This window comes from Cobetia sp. PDI-12MA (assembly GCF_059507695.1).
On the sequence record NZ_CM183351.1, the window covers coordinates 2,840,489 to 2,858,210 of the forward strand.

The 17,722-nt window shown below is 62.4% G+C and carries 11 protein-coding genes; 4 read left to right on the forward strand and 7 right to left on the reverse strand.

The features are described 5' to 3' along the window. Positions 1-74 precede the first annotated feature (74 nt). The 3 genes from AC5WNI_RS12140 to AC5WNI_RS12150 all read right to left on the reverse strand — a co-directional run bounded on the left by AC5WNI_RS12140 (position 75) and on the right by AC5WNI_RS12150 (position 5,391). Positions 75-3,989 carry an ATP-binding protein gene (locus AC5WNI_RS12140; protein ID WP_495928513.1) on the reverse strand — a complete coding sequence of 1,305 codons (3,915 nt, stop codon included), beginning with the start codon at positions 3,987-3,989 and terminating at the stop codon, positions 75-77. A 141-nt stretch (positions 3,990-4,130) separates the two neighbouring features. Beyond that, complete coding sequence (locus AC5WNI_RS12145) at positions 4,131-4,892, reverse strand: MiaE family protein (protein WP_495928514.1); 762 nt, start codon at positions 4,890-4,892, stop codon at positions 4,131-4,133. A gap of 4 nt (positions 4,893-4,896) precedes the next feature. Then, on the reverse strand, positions 4,897-5,391 hold the full coding sequence (locus AC5WNI_RS12150) for a DUF1289 domain-containing protein (RefSeq protein ID WP_495928515.1): 495 nt from the start codon (positions 5,389-5,391) through the stop codon (positions 4,897-4,899). Between the two features lie 592 nt (positions 5,392-5,983). Here AC5WNI_RS12150 and acnB point away from each other — a divergent pair. Beyond that, entirely contained in the window at positions 5,984-8,587 is a 2,604-nt protein-coding gene (acnB, locus tag AC5WNI_RS12155; protein WP_285461485.1) for a bifunctional aconitate hydratase 2/2-methylisocitrate dehydratase, read from the forward strand. 163 nt (positions 8,588-8,750) lie between these two features. On the opposite strand, the gene AC5WNI_RS12160 is transcribed toward acnB, so the two are convergent. After that, positions 8,751-9,371 (reverse strand): porin family protein, encoded by a 621-nt coding sequence (locus tag AC5WNI_RS12160; protein ID WP_284892873.1) that lies wholly within the window; start codon positions 9,369-9,371, stop codon positions 8,751-8,753. 409 nt (positions 9,372-9,780) lie between these two features. Here AC5WNI_RS12160 and rraA point away from each other — a divergent pair, with 409 nt between their 5' ends. Further along, entirely contained in the window at positions 9,781-10,281 is a 501-nt protein-coding gene (gene rraA / locus AC5WNI_RS12165; RefSeq protein WP_043331314.1) for a ribonuclease E activity regulator RraA, read from the forward strand. 91 nt (positions 10,282-10,372) lie between these two features. Here rraA and AC5WNI_RS12170 read toward each other — a convergent pair whose 3' ends face one another. Next, positions 10,373-11,653, reverse strand: coding sequence for a dicarboxylate/amino acid:cation symporter (locus AC5WNI_RS12170; protein WP_495928516.1), 1,281 nt, complete (start codon positions 11,651-11,653; stop codon positions 10,373-10,375). A 434-nt stretch (positions 11,654-12,087) separates the two neighbouring features. Next, complete coding sequence (ppsA, locus tag AC5WNI_RS12175) at positions 12,088-14,475, reverse strand: phosphoenolpyruvate synthase (protein WP_282627779.1); 2,388 nt, start codon at positions 14,473-14,475, stop codon at positions 12,088-12,090. Between the two features lie 395 nt (positions 14,476-14,870). On the opposite strand from ppsA, the gene ppsR reads away from it, so the two are divergent. Then, the gene (ppsR, locus tag AC5WNI_RS12180; RefSeq protein WP_043331317.1) at positions 14,871-15,704 is read left to right on the forward strand and encodes a posphoenolpyruvate synthetase regulatory kinase/phosphorylase PpsR; all 834 of its coding nucleotides are present in this window, start codon (positions 14,871-14,873) and stop codon (positions 15,702-15,704) included. Positions 15,705-15,806: 102 nt separating this feature from the next. Beyond that, complete coding sequence (gene ppnP / locus AC5WNI_RS12185) at positions 15,807-16,094, forward strand: pyrimidine/purine nucleoside phosphorylase (protein ID WP_166018755.1); 288 nt, start codon at positions 15,807-15,809, stop codon at positions 16,092-16,094. Positions 16,095-16,229: 135 nt separating this feature from the next. On the opposite strand, the gene AC5WNI_RS12190 is transcribed toward ppnP, so the two are convergent. Further along, positions 16,230-17,609, reverse strand: a complete 1,380-nt coding sequence (locus tag AC5WNI_RS12190; protein ID WP_487885769.1) for an MATE family efflux transporter — start codon at positions 17,607-17,609, stop codon at positions 16,230-16,232. Positions 17,610-17,722: the final 113 nt, after the last annotated feature.

A 17,722-nucleotide genomic window follows, 5' to 3' on the forward strand; every position in this document is an offset into this window, starting at 1 on the left:
CACACCAAAAAGCCCCGCTGCCGATCACGGCAACGGGGCTTTTTCTCACGCTCTCACGGCGCCAGACGCTTCGCTCAGGCCGGCGACGACGCCTTGCGGCGCGCACGTCCCTCGGCAACCTCCACCAGCTGATGCCACCCCAGCACCGCAGGGGCATCGGCGCTCGGCAGCTCTTCCAGCAACACCTTCAGACGCTGACACCGCTCGGCATCATGGGCATCGACCAGACGCAGCCAGGTGGCAAGCCCCATGGCTTCATGGTGGGTGTTTTCCTGTTCGATGGAGTAGGACAGCCCCTGCTCGATCAGGGAGCGCACCTTCTCCAACGGCAGTCCCTGAGCACTGCGCAGGCTCGCGACCAGATAGCTGACTTCTGACAGGTAGAAGGAATTGCGCTCCTGGGCGACCAGCAGCACCTTCTCCATGTATTCCTCAGCGGCAGCGTACTCGCCCAGCGCCATCACGGCGTCCATGTACCACAGATTGGGACGCTGATGACGCTCGCGCCCGGTCAGCTCGGCGAACTCGTTCATGCTCGACTGCAGCATGGACAGGCCATCACGGTCGCCATTCATCGCCCGCGCCCAGCCCAGCACACCATGCGCGGCCATGTGCCAAAGGTGAAGGTCCGCTGAACGCGTCACTTCCAGGGCCCGCTCGGCACGCTGGGTCGCCAGATGGGTGTGGCCCAGCTGACGATACAGGGAGGTGGAGAACATCAGCGCCATCGCCAGCGAACCGGGCTGACCGATCTGCTCGGCCATGCGAATCGCCGCTTCGGCCTGCTGCTCGGCCTTCACATAGTCGCAGCGCAGGCACGATGTCCAGCTCTGCAGACAGGACGCCGCCACCTGCGGGTGATCGCTGAACGGCAGCCATTCGAGGACCATCGGATGGTTGACCGGATCGATCTCATCCAGGTGCTCGCCCGCCACACGCACGCGACCGGCCCAGAACTCGCAGTGGGCACGTGCATAATCGGCCAGACGGCGATAGCGATCATCGGAAAGCTCTTCCGCCAGCTCGCTGAGGCCTGAGGCCAGCGCGAAGGCATCGGCGTGGGCATGACGCTCGCTGCAGCCGACCCACAGGCCCCACTTGACGATGAAGGCCTGTTCGAGGTCCGGCTCGTCGTCCTCTACCAGCGCAGGACTGCTGAGCAGGTTGCGCGCCTGCACGAAGCTCTCGTGGGCGATGCGTGAGCCATGGCCTTCCAGCGCGAAGCCGGATTGGCCACGTACCGTCAGCAGGCTGACCTCGCGTTCTTCCTGACCATCGACATGCTTGAGGCAGGCCAGGCCGTTGTCCGCCATCTTGAGCGCGGTGCGGTTGGCGCTGATCTTGAGCGCCTCACGCGCCGAGAGCTCAAAGTAACGCGCGGCACGGCTGAAGTTCTGCGACTTGCGCAGGTGAACGGCGAAGTAGCCGGGGTGACGACTGACCCAGGCGGGATACTTGTCCTCGATCAGCGCGACCACCTGATGGTGAATCCGGCGCCGCACGTCCCGCGGGCAGGACAGATAGGCCGCTTCCTGGATCAGCTGATGGGTAAACTGGTAGTCGAATTCACTGTCGCTACTGCAGGCTTCGATGATCTCCAGACGCTGCATGTTCTCGATGGCACGCTTGAGGCGGCCCTCCTCGAACTCACAGCTCTGGCGCACGAAGCTCAGCTTGAAGACACGCCCCAATACCGCGGCGGCGTGGGCGACATCACGCCCTTCTTCCAGTTGATCGATACGGCTGGAGAGCAGGCCGATCAGGCCCTTGGGCAACTCGTCCAGCTGCACCGGACGCCCTTCACGGCGGTCCATGTCGAGACGACGGCAGATTTCCTGCAGGTAGAGCGGCACGCCATCGCAGCGCTCGATGAGCTGGCTGCGCATGCGCGGACTCAGGTGCAGGCGATAACGACGTGACAGGTGCGACAGCAGGCGCGAGACCTGCATCGGGTCGAGACGACCCAGTGCGATATGCTGATCCCAGTTGAGCTTGACTGCCAGGCTGTCGCGACCGTTGTGGCTCGCGGCCAGCATGAAGCCGATATTGATCGGCAGACGTGCCTGCAGGCCAGCCAGCACCTTGAGCGACGGCTCGTCGAGCCACTGCAGGTCATCGATCATCATCACCAGCGGGCGCAGGCTGGCTGACTTCTCGATCACCAGATGCAGCACGCGCACGACGCGCTCGACCGTCTCGCTGGACTGGATCAGCACTTCGTCTTCCGCAGTATCTTCCGCCGTGCCGAGCACCGCATGGAAGGAGCGACGCACTTCCTCGCTGATGCCCTGCAGCGCCTCGGAGGACTCGAACAGCTGCTCGACGCTTTCGCGATCGATATTGCCGTCCAGACGCCAGCGAATCAGCGCCGATACGACACTGTAGGGTTCCAGCTGCGAGAGGCGCGTGGTCGGCATCCAGCACAGCCCGACATCCTGGCTCTGCTCCAGCTGACGGAAATTGACCATCAGGGCCGACTTGCCCATGCCGGTGTTGCCACTGACCAGCACGCTCTGACGCAGGCCGATGCTGGCGCGGGCCAGCGCATCGCGCAGACGACGCAGCTCGCCCTCACGCCCGATCAAGGTCGGCAGCGAGGATTCGCGGGTGGCGACGCTGCTGCCCAGCACCAGCGCACGCAGACGCACGCGACCGTCAGCGGCCAACAGGCGCGAGGTCAAGCGGGGCTGCAGGTCCAGTGCCGGCGGCATGTGCTGACTGGCTTCCTGGGAAATCACCAGCTCGCTGCCTTCGGCGGCGGTCATCAACTCGAGGGAATATTGCGTGACCTGACCCAGCGGATCGGCCAGCTGACGCTCCGGCAGGTAGATCACCTGGCCGGAGTGCAGGCCCGCCGACAGCGAGAAGACCGGCGGTTTGCCTTCGCCGTCCCACAGCTTGGCGATCTCATCGGGGATCGCCTTGCTGCAGTGCTCATAGAGCGCGACCAGCTCGGCGAGCTGATGCGCCGGGCCGTGGGTACCGAAACATGCCAGACCCACGCCCCCCGTGGCACCCGGCAGCCAGAAGCCGCCCAGGTGGTGGCACTGCTGCTCCAGCCAGCGCAACAGCTCGATCTGCAGCGTCAGGCAGGCACGCGCCCAGACGCGGTCACGATGGCTGTCCTTGACGCTCAGGCGAATGGCCATGACCGACAGCTGACGGTGATCGATTTCCTCTTCACGCAGCGGCGCACTGTCCAGCGACAGGGTCCGTGAGATGGCGCCCTGCGGCGTCATGGCGCTCATGGTCTCGCTCTTGCCATCGGACCAGTAGCGCGCCAGCTGCAGGAAGCCGGGGTCCGGCTGCTGACCGGAGAGCGCCAGCTGCTGCAGGAAGGCATTGAACTGCTCATGGGCCGCGGCCGACTGGCCGCCTTCGGCCAGCTGACGCACGAGACGCTCATGGAAGGGGCCATAACCGGAGAAACGGCTGACCAGCGTGCGCAGTACGTCATCGGGCAGCGGCTCGTCCGTGGCCAGCACCCGCTCGGCGAACTGGATGACGCGCTGACGCCACTCGCCACGCACCTTGATCATCCAACGCTGGAAGTCAGGGCACTGGGTCAAGGAAAGCTCCTCGACCAGGTCGCCACGATACAGGGTGAGAATCTCCCCCAGGGTTGCGACGGAGGGCGGCGCCAGCAGCAGGCCGTTGAGCTCGTCGAGATCAAGCTCCCAGTGCTCCGGCAGCGAGAGCGCGATGGTCTGGCGCGACACCGTCAACAGGTTGTCGGCCTCCTCGCCAAGACTCTGACGCAGACAGTGCAAGGCGTGGCGAAGGTTGGTCCGTCCGGAGGACAGCCCCTGATCCGGCCAGAGCAACTCCGCCAACCCGGCACGGGAGACGGCCTGATCATGCAGCAGCAGATGCAGAAGTAGCGCCTTGACCTTGTCGTAGCTGAACTGAGTCAGCGTGTCATCACCCAACGTCAGCTGGAAATGTCCCAGCAGTGCCAGTTGAGCTTGACCAGATGTTTCCTGCGTCATGTGTCATCCATTTCAAAGTCGCGAACGAAACGCCAGCCCTGCCACGGCGCCGGTGATCCCCTGTCCTTTATCCTTGCTTTGGCCTCTCGTGCCTTGCCCCATCGCGTCCCGCCCCATCCTGGCCGAGGCGCGCGCTGCCCGTCATGCGCTCGGCTGACCACTGTGGAAGCGGAAGACAGCGTCGGGGGTTTCGATCAGCTCTCGTTCCACTTCACGCAGCACCGCGAGACGGGGCTCCAGTGGTTCATTGGTATATTGCTCTGCCAACATGAGGTAATCCTCATAGTGACGTCCTTCTGACTTAACCAAAGTGCGATAGAACTTTGCAAGCTCTGGTTCCAGATACGGGATCAGGCGCGCGAAGCGCTCACACGACCTTGCCTCTATCAGGGCGCCGATCAGCAGGATGTCCACCAAGCGTTGCGGGTCTTCGTCCCTGACCTGCTGACGCAGGCCTTCGGCATAGCGCGAGGCCTTGATATGCCGATAGACGATGCCCCGCTTCTCCATCAGCCCGACCACCTGCTCGAAGTGCAGCAGCTCCTCGCGCGCCAGCTGTGACATCTTGGTCAACAGCAGTGGCCGGTTCACGTAACGGTACATCAGGCTCATGGCGGTAGAGGCGGCTTTCTTCTCGCACTGCGCATGGTCGATCAGCAACAGCTCCGGGTTCTCAAGCGCCGCCTCAACCCAGCTCAGGGGCGTCCTGCAGGGCAGAAAGGCCAGCAGCGACGCCGGCAGCAAGGCATCGGTATCTTCATCGCTTGGCCCATGCGACGCTGCGATCACGAGCGCCCCAGCCTCACTCTCGCCATGCTGCCCAGCATGAACATCATCATGCTGCTTGCTCTGCTCAGGCGCAATAACATTGCGCTCGGTCACGTCGGTCATTGAATTCATCATCACGTCAGTCTTTTGCCTCGTTCGCTTGCGTCTGCTGCTGACTGACAGGAGACACCTCAACGACGGAGTTCATATCATTATCGGCACGCTTTGCCGCTTCCACCATGATTTCATCGTTTATTCGGGCAAAAAGCTGTTCGGGCTCAAGTTCTCGCACATGGGCCAGTGGCGCGATGCCATACGCCGACAGGACCTTGATGCGGGTGCGCCCGACGCGCAGCAGCTCAACGGCGCGTGACAGCGCCGATTGATCGGCACGAAAACGGATACGATGGCGTGTCAGCTGCTCGGCCAGCCTGGTGTCATCGGCGACACGCAGCCAACGGGCAGCGACCTGGCTGCGCAGCTCGTCCAGTTCCAGCATGCGTTGGGCACGCTGGTCACTGTCATAACCGAACCAGGCAAGGATCTCATGATCATGACGCTGGCAGCCGCGGCAGACGCTATCGCCGACCGTAGTGGAGCAGACACCTACGCAAGGAGAAAGAATACGGCTCATGTTGCCCTCGGGGGAGGCGGAAAGTGTGATTCGGGGTAGCCCCATCATACCGTGCGTACCCGAGAGCCGACAGCATCGCGCCATCGGTGCCAAAAGGGCATCTCGTCAGCGCCGCGCTGCGCCACTCCTCACGTCATTCATCGCGCCCTGCCATTGCCCCGGCGCTCCCTCTGAAGCCTCTTCCCTGACTCTCTCCCTCTTATTGCCTCGCTTCCTGCATCATGCCGGCTGCCCTTTACCGGCCGGCTGACTCTCCATGTCCTGCGCGGGTGACTCTTTATCTCGAATGGTGAGCACTCGCTGGGGGTCATCAGGGTAGCCTTATCGTGTTTACTCAACGTGACTTCCTGACAATCAGAAGCAATATCAGAATGTTACGTCGTAATGGGCGACCAAAGTCTCAGCCCCCGTCACTGAGCGCTCCTTAACATTGTCGACAAAGTTGAGTAGACTCGCATTCGCCCCGTAGCGCCTGATTCGCTCGCAATAAGACGCTTGAATTACCCGCAAGAAGCCTCGAGGTGCCCCGCCCTGCGTCTTCAAGACGACTGGCCCGCGCATTTCGACACGATTACAGATGAGGGTCTCCCACGTGCTTGAAGCCTACCGTCAACAGGTTGAAGAACGCGCCCAGCAGGGCATCCCGGCAAAGCCGCTGACTGCCGAGCAGACCGCAGAACTGGTCGAACTGCTCAAGAATCCGCAGGCCGGTGAAGAAGAGTTCATCCTCGATCTGTTCACCAATCGCATTCCCCCGGGCGTTGATGAAGCCGCTTACGTCAAGGCTGGCTTCCTGACCGCCATCGTACGTGGCGAAGCCGCTTCTCCGCTGATCGACAAGACACATGCCGTCAAACTGCTCGGCACCATGCAGGGCGGCTACAACATCGCCACGCTGGTCGAGCTGCTGGACGACGAAAGCCTGGCCAAGGAAGCCGGCGAACAGCTCAAGCACACCCTGCTGATGTTCGACGCCTTCCACGACGTCGCTGACCGCGCCAAGGCCGGCAACGCCGTCGCCCAAGCCGTGCTGCAGTCCTGGGCCGACGCCGAATGGTTCCTGTCCAAGCCGGCGCTGGCCGAGAAGATCTCGCTGGCCGTCTTCAAGGTGCCGGGCGAGACCAACACCGATGACCTGTCTCCGGCGCCTGACGCCTGGTCACGCCCGGACATCCCGCTGCACGCCAACGCGATGCTCAAGAACCCGCGTGAAGGCATCAACCCGCAGGAAGATGGCGTTGTCGGCCCGCTGGCCCAGATCGAGGAAGTGAAGGCCAAGGGCTTCCCGGTCGCCTACGTCGGTGACGTGGTCGGCACCGGTTCCTCACGCAAGTCCGCCACCAACTCCGTGCTGTGGTTCTTCGGCGACGACATCCCGTTCGTGCCCAACAAGCGCGCCGGCGGTTTCTGCATCGGCAGCAAGATTGCCCCGATCTTCTTCAACACCATGGAAGATGCAGGCGCCCTGCCCATCGAGATGGACGTCGAGAAGATGGCCATGGGCGATGTCATCGACATCTACCCGTACGAAGGCAAGGTCTGCCGTCACGACACCGATGAAGTCATCTCCACCTTCTCCCTCAAGACTCAGGTCCTGCTGGATGAAGTGCGTGCTGGCGGCCGTATCCCGCTGATCATCGGTCGCGGTCTGACCGACAAGGCGCGTACCGAGCTGGGCCTGGAGCCGTCTGACGTCTTCCGCCTGCCTGAGCAGCCGAAGGACACCGGCAAGGGCTTCACCCTCGCACAGAAGATGGTCGGCAAGGCCTGCAACCTGGAAGGCGTGCGTCCGGGCATGTACTGCGAGCCGAAGATGACCACCGTCGGCTCCCAGGACACCACTGGCCCGATGACCCGCGACGAGCTGAAGGATCTGGCATGTCTCGGTTTCCAGGCCGACCTGGTGATGCAGTCCTTCTGCCACACCGCTGCCTACCCGAAGCCGGTCGACGTCGAGACTCACCACACACTGCCCGACTTCATCATGAACCGCGGCGGCGTCTCCCTGCGTCCGGGCGACGGCATCATCCACTCGTGGCTGAACCGCATGCTGCTGCCGGACACCGTCGGCACCGGTGGTGATTCCCACACCCGCTTCCCGATGGGTATCTCCTTCCCGGCGGGTTCTGGCCTGGTGGCCTTCGCCGCCGCCACTGGCGTGATGCCGCTGGACATGCCGGAATCCATCCTGGTGCGCTTCAAGGGCGAACGTCGTCCGGGCATCACACTGCGTGACCTGGTCCACGCCATCCCGCTGTACGCCATCAAGCAGGGCCTGCTGACCGTCGACAAAGCCAACAAGAAGAACGCCTTCTCTGGCCGCATTCTGGAAATCGAAGGTCTGGAAGATCTGACGGCCGAACAGGCCTTCGAGCTGTCCGACGCCTCTGCCGAGCGTTCCGCCGCCGGTTGTACCATCACGCTGTCCGACGAGAGCGTGACCGAGTACCTGAAGTCCAACATCACCCTGCTCAAGTGGATGATCGCCAACGGTTACGGCGATGCCCGTACCATCGAGCGTCGTATCGCGGGCATGGAAGAGTGGCTGGCCAATCCGAGCCAGATGCGTGCCGACAAGGACGCGGAATACGCCGAGATCATCGAGATCGACCTCTCCGAGATCGATCAGCCGGTGCTGTGTGCGCCGAACGATCCCGACGATGCCCGCCTGCTGTCCGACGTCGCCGGTCAGAAGATCGACGAAGTCTTCATCGGCTCGTGCATGACCAACATCGGTCACTTCCGTGCCGCAGGCAAGCTGCTCGAGAAGCAGCCGGCCGGTAGCCTGAAGACCAAGCTGTGGCTGGCTCCGCCGACCAAGATGGACCAGCACCAGCTGACCGAAGAAGGCTACTACGGCATCTACGGCCGTGCCGGCGCGCGCATGGAAATGCCGGGCTGCTCACTGTGCATGGGTAACCAGGCACGTGTGGCCGCCAAGTCCACCGTGGTGTCCACCTCCACGCGTAACTTCCCGAACCGTCTGGGCGACGGCGCCAACGTCTTCCTGGCCTCTGCCGAGCTTGCGGCCATCGCGGCCGTGGTCGGTCGTCTGCCGACTGTCGAGGAATATCAGGGCTACATGGGCGAATTCGATGCCATGGCGGGCGAGATCTATCGCTACCTGAACTTCCATGAGATCGAAGAGTTCCAGAACGCCGCTTCCAACGTGATTCCGGTCACCCAGGAAGCCTGATCAGGCGGGGAGTCATGCTGCCCCCCCTGCATGGCTCCCCTCTGACAGCAGCATTGGCATCATGCAACTGGCGTCATGCCAGACAACGAAACGGGCCGCCCCTCAAGGGACGGCCCGTTTTTTTCATGCCTGCGACAAGCTTAGCGGATGCAAGGGCCCTACCTCAGAACTTGTAGCCGACCGAGGCGGTGAAGGCATCCACCTGATAATCACTGTCGAAGTCATACCGCTCGTACTCGGCACGGATCAGGAACGGGTCCAGATTGACCTGTGCGCCGGCGCCATAGACCGGATCAAAGCCGTCGTTGTCCTTCAGGTCGACGCTGGAATTGCCCAGATTGCCATCGACATCGGTTTCCCACTTGGCCATCCCCGCCTTGGCGAACAGCGAGAAGTACTGACCGATGGGCAGGATACCCACCACGTTCACACCGTAGGCCTTGGACTCGAGCTCGGTATTGCTGAAGTCATTGCCCTTGAGCTGGACGGTGCCCAGGTCGGTATAGAAGGCCTCAGTGGCGAAGTACGGATTGTACTGATATCCCACGAAGGCCTTGTAGACGTTGTCGTCATCATCCACATCGAAGTCATCGCTGCCGGACTCGATGAAGTCACCGGCTTCATCGGAATCATCGTTCTCAAGGCTGGAGAAGCCGGTACCGGCACCGATGTAGAGCCCTTCGCTGGCATTGCCAGCCGCCTGAGCATGACCACTGAGCGCCAGAGCGAGAGCGGCGAAGGAAACGGTAGCCAACGGGGCGGCCAGAAGACGTGACTTGCTCATGTATTGCTCCTTGATCCAATGGGCGGCACAGGCAGCTGCCTGCCAGACACTGATGGCGAGACCGCGCCTGTCATGGGTTGAAGAGGCATCGTGGTAGATATAGAACAGTGTTTCAAGAGTGGCGTTTTGACTACTTGTGACGTCGCAAGCCGGCAACATCCGCCTGCCGCTGCCCTTTTGCGACCAGTTCGGCTGATCACCAGCTCAGTTGATTACCATTTCATCCAGCCGCCAGGCCGCTTGCCTACCAGCTAGCCTGTCGAGGCGCTGGTGTCACTTTGCCGCCAGGCCTTGGTAGAGATGCAAAGCCCTGGCGTATCGGGCATTCTCGGGGTTGTGGCATTGCAGCAATCATAGCGCTCCGTCCCTCAAGCGGCCCGCCTCGGCCGCCCAGCACAAGGAATCTGACATGACGCATCCCATCTCCACCCCCGACCTCTGCGATGAGTTCCCCGACGTGCAGGTGCTCGAGCCACTGTTCATCAATTACGGCGGCGTCGAGTCCTTCGGCGGCGAAGTCGTGACCATCAAGTGCTTCGAGGACAACTCGCTGGTCAAGGAAGCCGTCGCGGAGCCCGGCGCAGGCCGCGTCCTGGTCGTCGATGCCGGCGGCTCGATGCGCTGTGCGATGTTGGGCGACATGCTCGCCGAACAGGCTGCCAAGAGTGGCTGGGCCGGCGTGATCATGTATGGCTGCATCCGCGATGTGGATGAGATCCACGCCACCAACCTCGGCGTGCAGGCCCTGGGCTGCTACCCGCGCCCCAGCATCAAGCGCGGCGAAGGCCAGCGCGATATCCCGGTCACCTTCGCCGGCGTCACCATCGTGCCGGGCGACTACCTCTACGCCGACAACAACGGTGTCATCACCGCCAAGGAAGCGCTGATCCGTACCCAGCCGACTCCCTGAGTCGCCGTCTCGCGCCGCTGTGCGCGCCGCAATGAAAACGCCCCCGCAACCAGGCTGGTTGCGGGGGCGTTTCGCGTCCAGAGTCGCGGACTCAGCGAGTGCTGGCGGGCTCAGCGGCCTGTGAACCAGCTTGAGCACTGGCCTGAGAGGCCGCAGCCGCATCATCGGCACGCGCGAAGCGATCCACCACGGCGGCGCAGGCAGCGTCACCAGTGATGTTGAGCGCGGTACGCGTCATGTCGAAGATACGATCCAGCGCGAACAGCAGCGGCAGGCCTTCGATGGGGATACCGGCGGCCAGCAGCACGGCGACCACCAAGAACGACGGCCCCGGTACACCGGCCTGGCCGATAGCACCCAGAGTCGCGGTGAACACGATGGCGGCGTAGGCGGAGAATCCGAGATCGACATTGAAGACCTGGGCGAAGAACATCGCCACCAGCCCGTAATAGATGGCATTGCCGCTCATGTTGATGGTCGCGCCCAGCGGCAGCACGAAGGCAGAGGTGGCATTCTTGAGGCCCAGTTCCTTCTCGCAGACTTCCATGGTGACCGGCAGGGTCGCCATGGAGGACGCCGTGGACAGCGCGACGGCCTGTGGCTTCTTCATCGCGGACATGAAGCGACCCAGCGGCACGTCAGAGCCGAACTTGACCACCAGCGGGTAGAACACGAAGCCGTAGATGAGGATGGCGCCCATATAGACGAGGAACAGCTTCATCACCAGCGTCAGTACATCGAAGCCGAAGGTGCCGACGGCGTCCGCCATCAGGCCGAAGACGCCGATCGGCGCGATCAGCATCACCACGTTGATCATCCACACGAAGGCTTCGATGACGGAGTTCAGGCCTTCGATCAGCGGCTTGCCACGCTCACCGGTCTTGGACAGGCCAATGCCGAGGAACAGGCAGAACACCAGAATCTGCAGGATATTGGCATCGGTGAGTGCACCGAAGATATTGGTCGGCACCATGCCAAGAATGGTGTCCATCACGCCTGGCACGCTGCCCTTGTCAGCGTAGGCATTGGAGAACATGCCCTTGGCGCTTTCCAGGTCCACTCCGCTGCCCGGCTGGAAGACATGCCCCATCACCAGCGCCAGCATCACGGCCACGGCAGAGGTCAGCATGAAGAAGGCGAAGGTGGAGATACCGATCTTGCCGGCGGAAGGGCTGTCACCCAGATTGGCGGCTCCCGACACGATGGAGACCGCGATCAGCGGCACGACCAGCATCTTGATCAGGTGAATGAACAGCTCACCCAGTGGCGCGAACATCGAGGCGTCTTCGCCCATGTAAGCCCCGACACCGGCACCCAGGATCATGGCGATGACGACCTGGACGCCGATGTTTTTCCATAAAGACTGTTTCACGTTACGACTACCTTGGATTGTGTCTGAAAGGTCGGTTGTTGCGTGCCACCGCGCTGCTGGCTACCGGTGAGGCCTGCCGTCATGGTCACCAAGGACTCATGGTCACCTTGGACTCATGGTTACCTTGGATTCATAGGCACCATGAATATTGTGGTCAGCAGGGTGGCTGGGATTATAAATGACTGCCTTTTTTACATAAGGCAGAAGGATAATCCTTTAGTCGCGCAATCGAGATCGTTTTGTTGCTATTTATTACTAACTGACGTCTTTGGGCCGCACTCTCCCCCATTGGTCTAATGTTTGAGCTGACCAATCTTTCAGGTTTCAGGCACGAAACGAAAAGCGCCCACCGCACGTCGAGTGCGATGGGCGCCCTGGGTGACAACGACCGTCTGCGCCTCAGCGTGTCAGGTCACCGTCGTGGAGAGTCTGGGTCATACCAGCTCCTTGTCCGCCAGCATGAACCAGGTTTCCAGCACGGAATCCGGGTTGAGAGAGACGCTGTCGATGCCCTCTTCCATCAGCCATTTGGCCAGCTCCGGATGATCCGACGGCCCCTGACCACAGATGCCGACATACTTGCCCTGCGCCTTGCAAGCACGGATCGCCATCGACATCAGCTGCTTGACCGCCGGGTTACGCTCATCGAAGAGGTGAGCGACGATGCCGGAGTCGCGATCCAGCCCCAGGGTCAGCTGGGTCAGGTCGTTGGAACCGATGGAGAAGCCATCGAAGTGCTCGAGGAACTGATCCGCCAGCAGCGCGTTGGTCGGCAGCTCGCACATCATGATGACTCGCAGGCCGTTCTCGCCGCGTACCAGACCATTCTCGCCCAGCAGCTTGATGACCTGCCCCGCCTCGCCGGTGGTGCGCACGAAGGGCACCATGATCTCGACGTTGGTCAGCCCCATCTCGTCACGCACGCGCTTGAGAGCACGGCATTCCAGATCGAAGCAGTCACGGAAGGTGTCGGACACGTAGCGCGAGGCGCCACGGAAGCCCAGCATCGGGTTCTCTTCGCCCGGCTCATACATCTTGCCGCCGATCAGATTCTCGTACTCGTTGGACTTAAAGTCCGACATGCGCACGATGACCTTCTGGGGGTGGAAGGCGGCCGCCAGGGTGGAGATGCCCTCGACCAGCTTGTCGACGTAGAAGTCGACCGGGCTTGCGTAGCCTGCAGTGCGCGCATCGATGGTCTGCTGCAGATCGATGGGCAGGGTAGCGTAGTCGAGCAGCGCCTTGGGGTGCACGCCGATCATGCGGTTAATGATGAACTCGAGACGCGCCAGCCCCACACCGGCATTCGGCAGACGCGAGAAGCTGAAGGCGCGGTCCGGGTTGCCGACGTTCATCATGATCTTGAACGGAATCTCCGGCATCTCGTTGACGCTGGTGACGGTGCGATCGAAGTTGAGGATACCGTCATAGACGTGGCCGGTATCGCCTTCGGCGCAGGAGACCGTCACTTCGCGGCCTTCGGCGAGCACCGAGGTCGCGTCGCCACAGCCGACCACGGCCGGGATACCCAGCTCACGCGCGATGATCGCCGCGTGGCAGGTACGTCCACCACGGTTGGTGACGATGGCGGAGGCGCGCTTCATGACCGGCTCCCAGTCCGGATCGGTCATGTCGGTGACCAGCACGTCGCCGACCTGCACCTTGTCCATCTGCTCCGGGTTGTCGATCACGCGCACCGCACCCTGGCCGATACGCTGGCCGATGGCACGTCCGGTGACCAGAGTGCGGCCCTTCTCGCGCAGCTGGAAGCGCTCGAGGTTGCCGCCCTCTTCCTGGCTGACGACCGTTTCCGGACGCGCCTGGACGATGTAGAGCTTGCCGTCGTCACCATCACGCGCCCATTCGATGTCCATCGGACGCTGGTAGTGCTTCTCGATGATCATGGCCTGTCGCGCCAGTGCCTCGACATCGGCATCGCTGATGCAGAAACGGTGGCGGTCCGGCACCGGCACGTCGACGGTCTCGACGGAGCGACCCGCACTGGTGTCGTCGGTGTAGACCATCTTGATCAGCTTGGAGCCCAGGTTGCGGCGCAGTACCGCCGGGCGGCCGGCGGCCAGCGTGCTCTTGTGGACGTAGAACTCGTCAGGATTGACCGCGCCCTGCACCACGGTCTCGCCCAGGCCCCAGGAGCCGGTGACGAAGACGGCGTCGCGGTAGCCGGATTCGGTGTCCAGGGTGAACATCACGCCGGAAGCGGCCGTCTCGGAGCGCACCATCTTCTGTACGCCGGCAGACAGCGCGACCAGTGAGTGATCGAAGCCCTTGTGCACGCGGTAGGAAATGGCGCGGTCGTTGAACAGTGACGCGAACACCTCGTGAACCGCACGCTTGATGTTGTCGAAGCCTTCGATGTTGAGGAAGGTTTCCTGCTGACCGGCGAAGGAGGCGTCGGGCAGATCTTCCGCGGTGGCGGAAGAACGCACGGCGACCTTCAGGTTCGGGTGCCTGGCCTGAAGCTCGGCATAGGCACGCTCCATCTCGGTCTCGAAGGCCGGCGGCAGCGGCGTATCGATGATCCACTGACGAATCTCGGCACCGACGCGCGCCAGCTCGACCACGTCATCGACATCGAGGGCATCGAGGGCGGCATTGATACGCTTGTCGAGGCCTTCGTGAGCCAGAAACTCGCGATAGGCATAGGAGGTGGTCGCAAAGCCGCCGGGCACGGTGACACCGGCATCGGCCAGATTGGAGATCATCTCACCGAGCGAGGCGTTCTTGCCGCCAACGCGATCAACATCGTTCATGCCGAGCTGATCGAAATCGACGACGTATTCGGATGTGGCTTGCTGTGACAAGGGAACCCCCTGGTACCAATGGATGGAAACGAGTGACCGATGGAGGACGATGAACCGCCTTCCGTTCAGCAATGACGCCACCCTAACAAGCTCTCTCTAGCATTAGCCATTGGTCTAACCGGCTAGTCAGTGGAGGAGGACTACAACCCTGAGCCTGTTCCAGACGTTCTGCCCCCATCGTCGGCGAACATGTCGACAAGCCAGAGATGGCCGCTACAGGAATGTAGTCATGAGGCGCTTTGGTGGAGAACGGGAACACGGGATTTCTCATATCGCGCCACTGGCCCTGTGCCGGATATTGCAAGCGCGACAGTGAACACCGACACTTGGGATCTTCACGGGGCAACAGCCTGAGCGGGCTGGTGTCTTCGATTCGTTCTTCACGAGTGCCCGTCATGACCCGAACCGCCTTCTTCATTTCCGATGGCACCGGCATCACCGCCGAGACACTGGGACGCAGTCTGCTCGCCCAGTTCGAGAATACCGACATCCGCATGGTGACCAAGCCCTACATCGATTCGGCCGAAAAGGCGACGGCACTGGTCAAGGCCATCGAGAGCGCACATGCCAACGACGGCGAGCGCCCGATCATCATCGACACCATCGTCGACCAGAACATCCGCGACATCATCTCCGAGTCCTCCGGTTTCAAGGTCGACATCTTCTCGACCTTCCTCAAGCCGCTGGAAGAGGAACTGGACACCCACTCGTCCTACAGCGTCGGCAAGACCCACTCCATCGGGCAGGACGATGTCTACATGAATCGCATCGATTCGGTGCATTTCGCCCTCGACAACGATGATGGCGCGCGCACGCATCAATACGACAAGGCCGACGTCATCCTCATCGGCGTCTCACGCTGCGGCAAGACGCCGACCTCGCTGTATCTGGCGCTGCAGTTCGGTATCCGCGCGGCCAACTATCCACTGACCGAGGATGACCTGGACGAGTCCGGCACCCTCAAGATGCCCGCCTCACTGGCGCAATATCGTCACAAGCTGTTCGGGCTGACCATCGACCCGCGCCGTCTGGCCGCCATCCGTACCGAGCGTCGCCCCAACAGCCGCTACTGCTCGATCGACCAGTGTCTGCAGGAAGTCGAGCAGACCGAGGCACTCTTCCGCCGCTCCAAGGTGCCCTACATCGATACCACGCGCTTCTCGATCGAAGAGATCTCCACGCGCATGATCGCCGAGACCGGCCTGGCGCGCCGCTTCTCACCGCGCTGACCTCGACGCCAGGTCATCACTAATCGAACAACACGACACACGTCGGCCACGACGACAGACATCGACCACAACAACAGCGCTACTCACCCAGGAAGTCCTCCTATGTTCAACACCAACCACTACTTCGACGGCCAGGTGGCCTCCATCGCCTTCCAGAGCGCAGACCTTCCTGCCACGGTCGGCGTGATGGCCATCGGCGAATTCGTGTTTTCCACCAGTCAACGCGAATACATGACCCTGATCAGCGGCGACATGCAGGTACTGCTGCCGGGCGCGGAAGAGTGGTATCAGCTCGCCGCCGGCGAAAGCTTCATCGTCGAAGCCAACCAGAGCTTCGAGGTGCGCACCACGGTCGAGTCCGCCTATCTGTGCAAGTATGAAGACGCTTAAGGCACTGGAAAACAACCGCCTGAGGCACTGGAAAACAGCCGCCTGAGGCGCTGAAAGCCAGGCATGAAAAAGCCGCCGTGACCCGAGAGGGTACGGCGGCTTTTTCGTCACGACAGCGGCTTCTCGATACCAGGCTCAGGCCCGCTGCCTGAGGACCGAACGCAGCGCCAGATAACTGATGCCACCCATCAACAGGTAACTTGTCGCTACCCCGGCAAAGATGCCGATCACGCCATACAGAGCGCCGCCCAGCCAGGCCAGCGGCACCAGCAAGGCGAACAGACGCACCAGCGAGAGCATCATCGCGCGGCGTGGCTTGTGCAGCGCATTGAGGCTGGAATTGGCGAGAATGATCACACCCTGGGCCCCGAGTGCGGCGGGAATCAGCCACAGATAGGTACTGACCAGCCCCGCGACCTCCTGACTCTCGGCGAAACGCGCCGCGATCCACTCGCCGCCCAGCCCGAGTCCCAACCAGACGACCAGCTGCCAGACGAGAATGAAGGCCAGCACGCCATGGATGGCGCGCCACACGCGCTTCTGCTGCCCGGCACCATCGTTCTGGCTGATGAAGGGCGACAGCGTCATGGACAGCGCCAGCACCAGAATCAGGGCCAGCGACTCGATGCGTGAGCCGATACCGTAAGCCGCCACCGCTGCGTGGCCATGCTGACTGACGATACGTGTGACCAACGCGGTGGCAATCGGCGTCATCACGCTGGTCAACGCGGCAGGCAGACCGATCGCCCCGATCTCGCGCCATGACGTCACCAGCCGCATCACGCTCAGGTGACGAAAATCGAGCCGCGCGCGCAGTAGTGGCAATGCCAGCAAGCCCAGCGTCATCGCAAGCCACGACAGCACCGTGGCCAGCGCCGCACCCGCCACGCCCATGCCCTGCCAGCCACCGATACCGAAGATCAGCAGCGGGTCGAGCAGCGCATTGAGTACACCCGCCGCCGCCATCACCAGCGAAGGCACCAGCGTATTGCCCTCGGCGCGCAGCACGCTGCCCAGCACACGCGGCAGCAACACGAAGGGCGCGCCGAAATACCACACCTGCATGTAGTCGCGGATATGCGGCATCAGGGTGTCATCGGCTCCCAGCAGCCCGAACAGCGGCTCGATGCTGGCAAGCCCCGACACCAGCATCACCAGCCCCAGCAGCAGCCCCAGCAGACTGGAATCCGTGGTGCGCGCCTTGACGGTCTCGAGCTCGCCTCGTCCCAACCGACGCCCCACCACTGCGGTGGTGCCGATGGACAGCCCGATGGCGATGCTGATCACGCCGAAGATGACCGGGAAGGTCATGGTCACCGCCGCCAGCTCCGCGGTGCCCAGCTGGGCGATGAACCAGGCGTCCACCAGGTTGAACAGCATCATGGTGACGATGCCGCCGATCACCGGCCCCGTCATGCGGGCCAGCGTCGAGGCAATCGGGTCACGCAGCAGATCACGCGTACCACGCCGAGACGAGGCATGTTTGGGGGTGACAGGGGTAGCAGGGTCAGGCATACAGGCTCCGGACAGAAAACGACCCCGACCGGCGAGGCGCCAGCGGGGTCGAACAGTGTAAAGCATCAGCGTGTCAGGTGAGGGGCAACGCTGGATCGCGCCGAGCCTCCCCG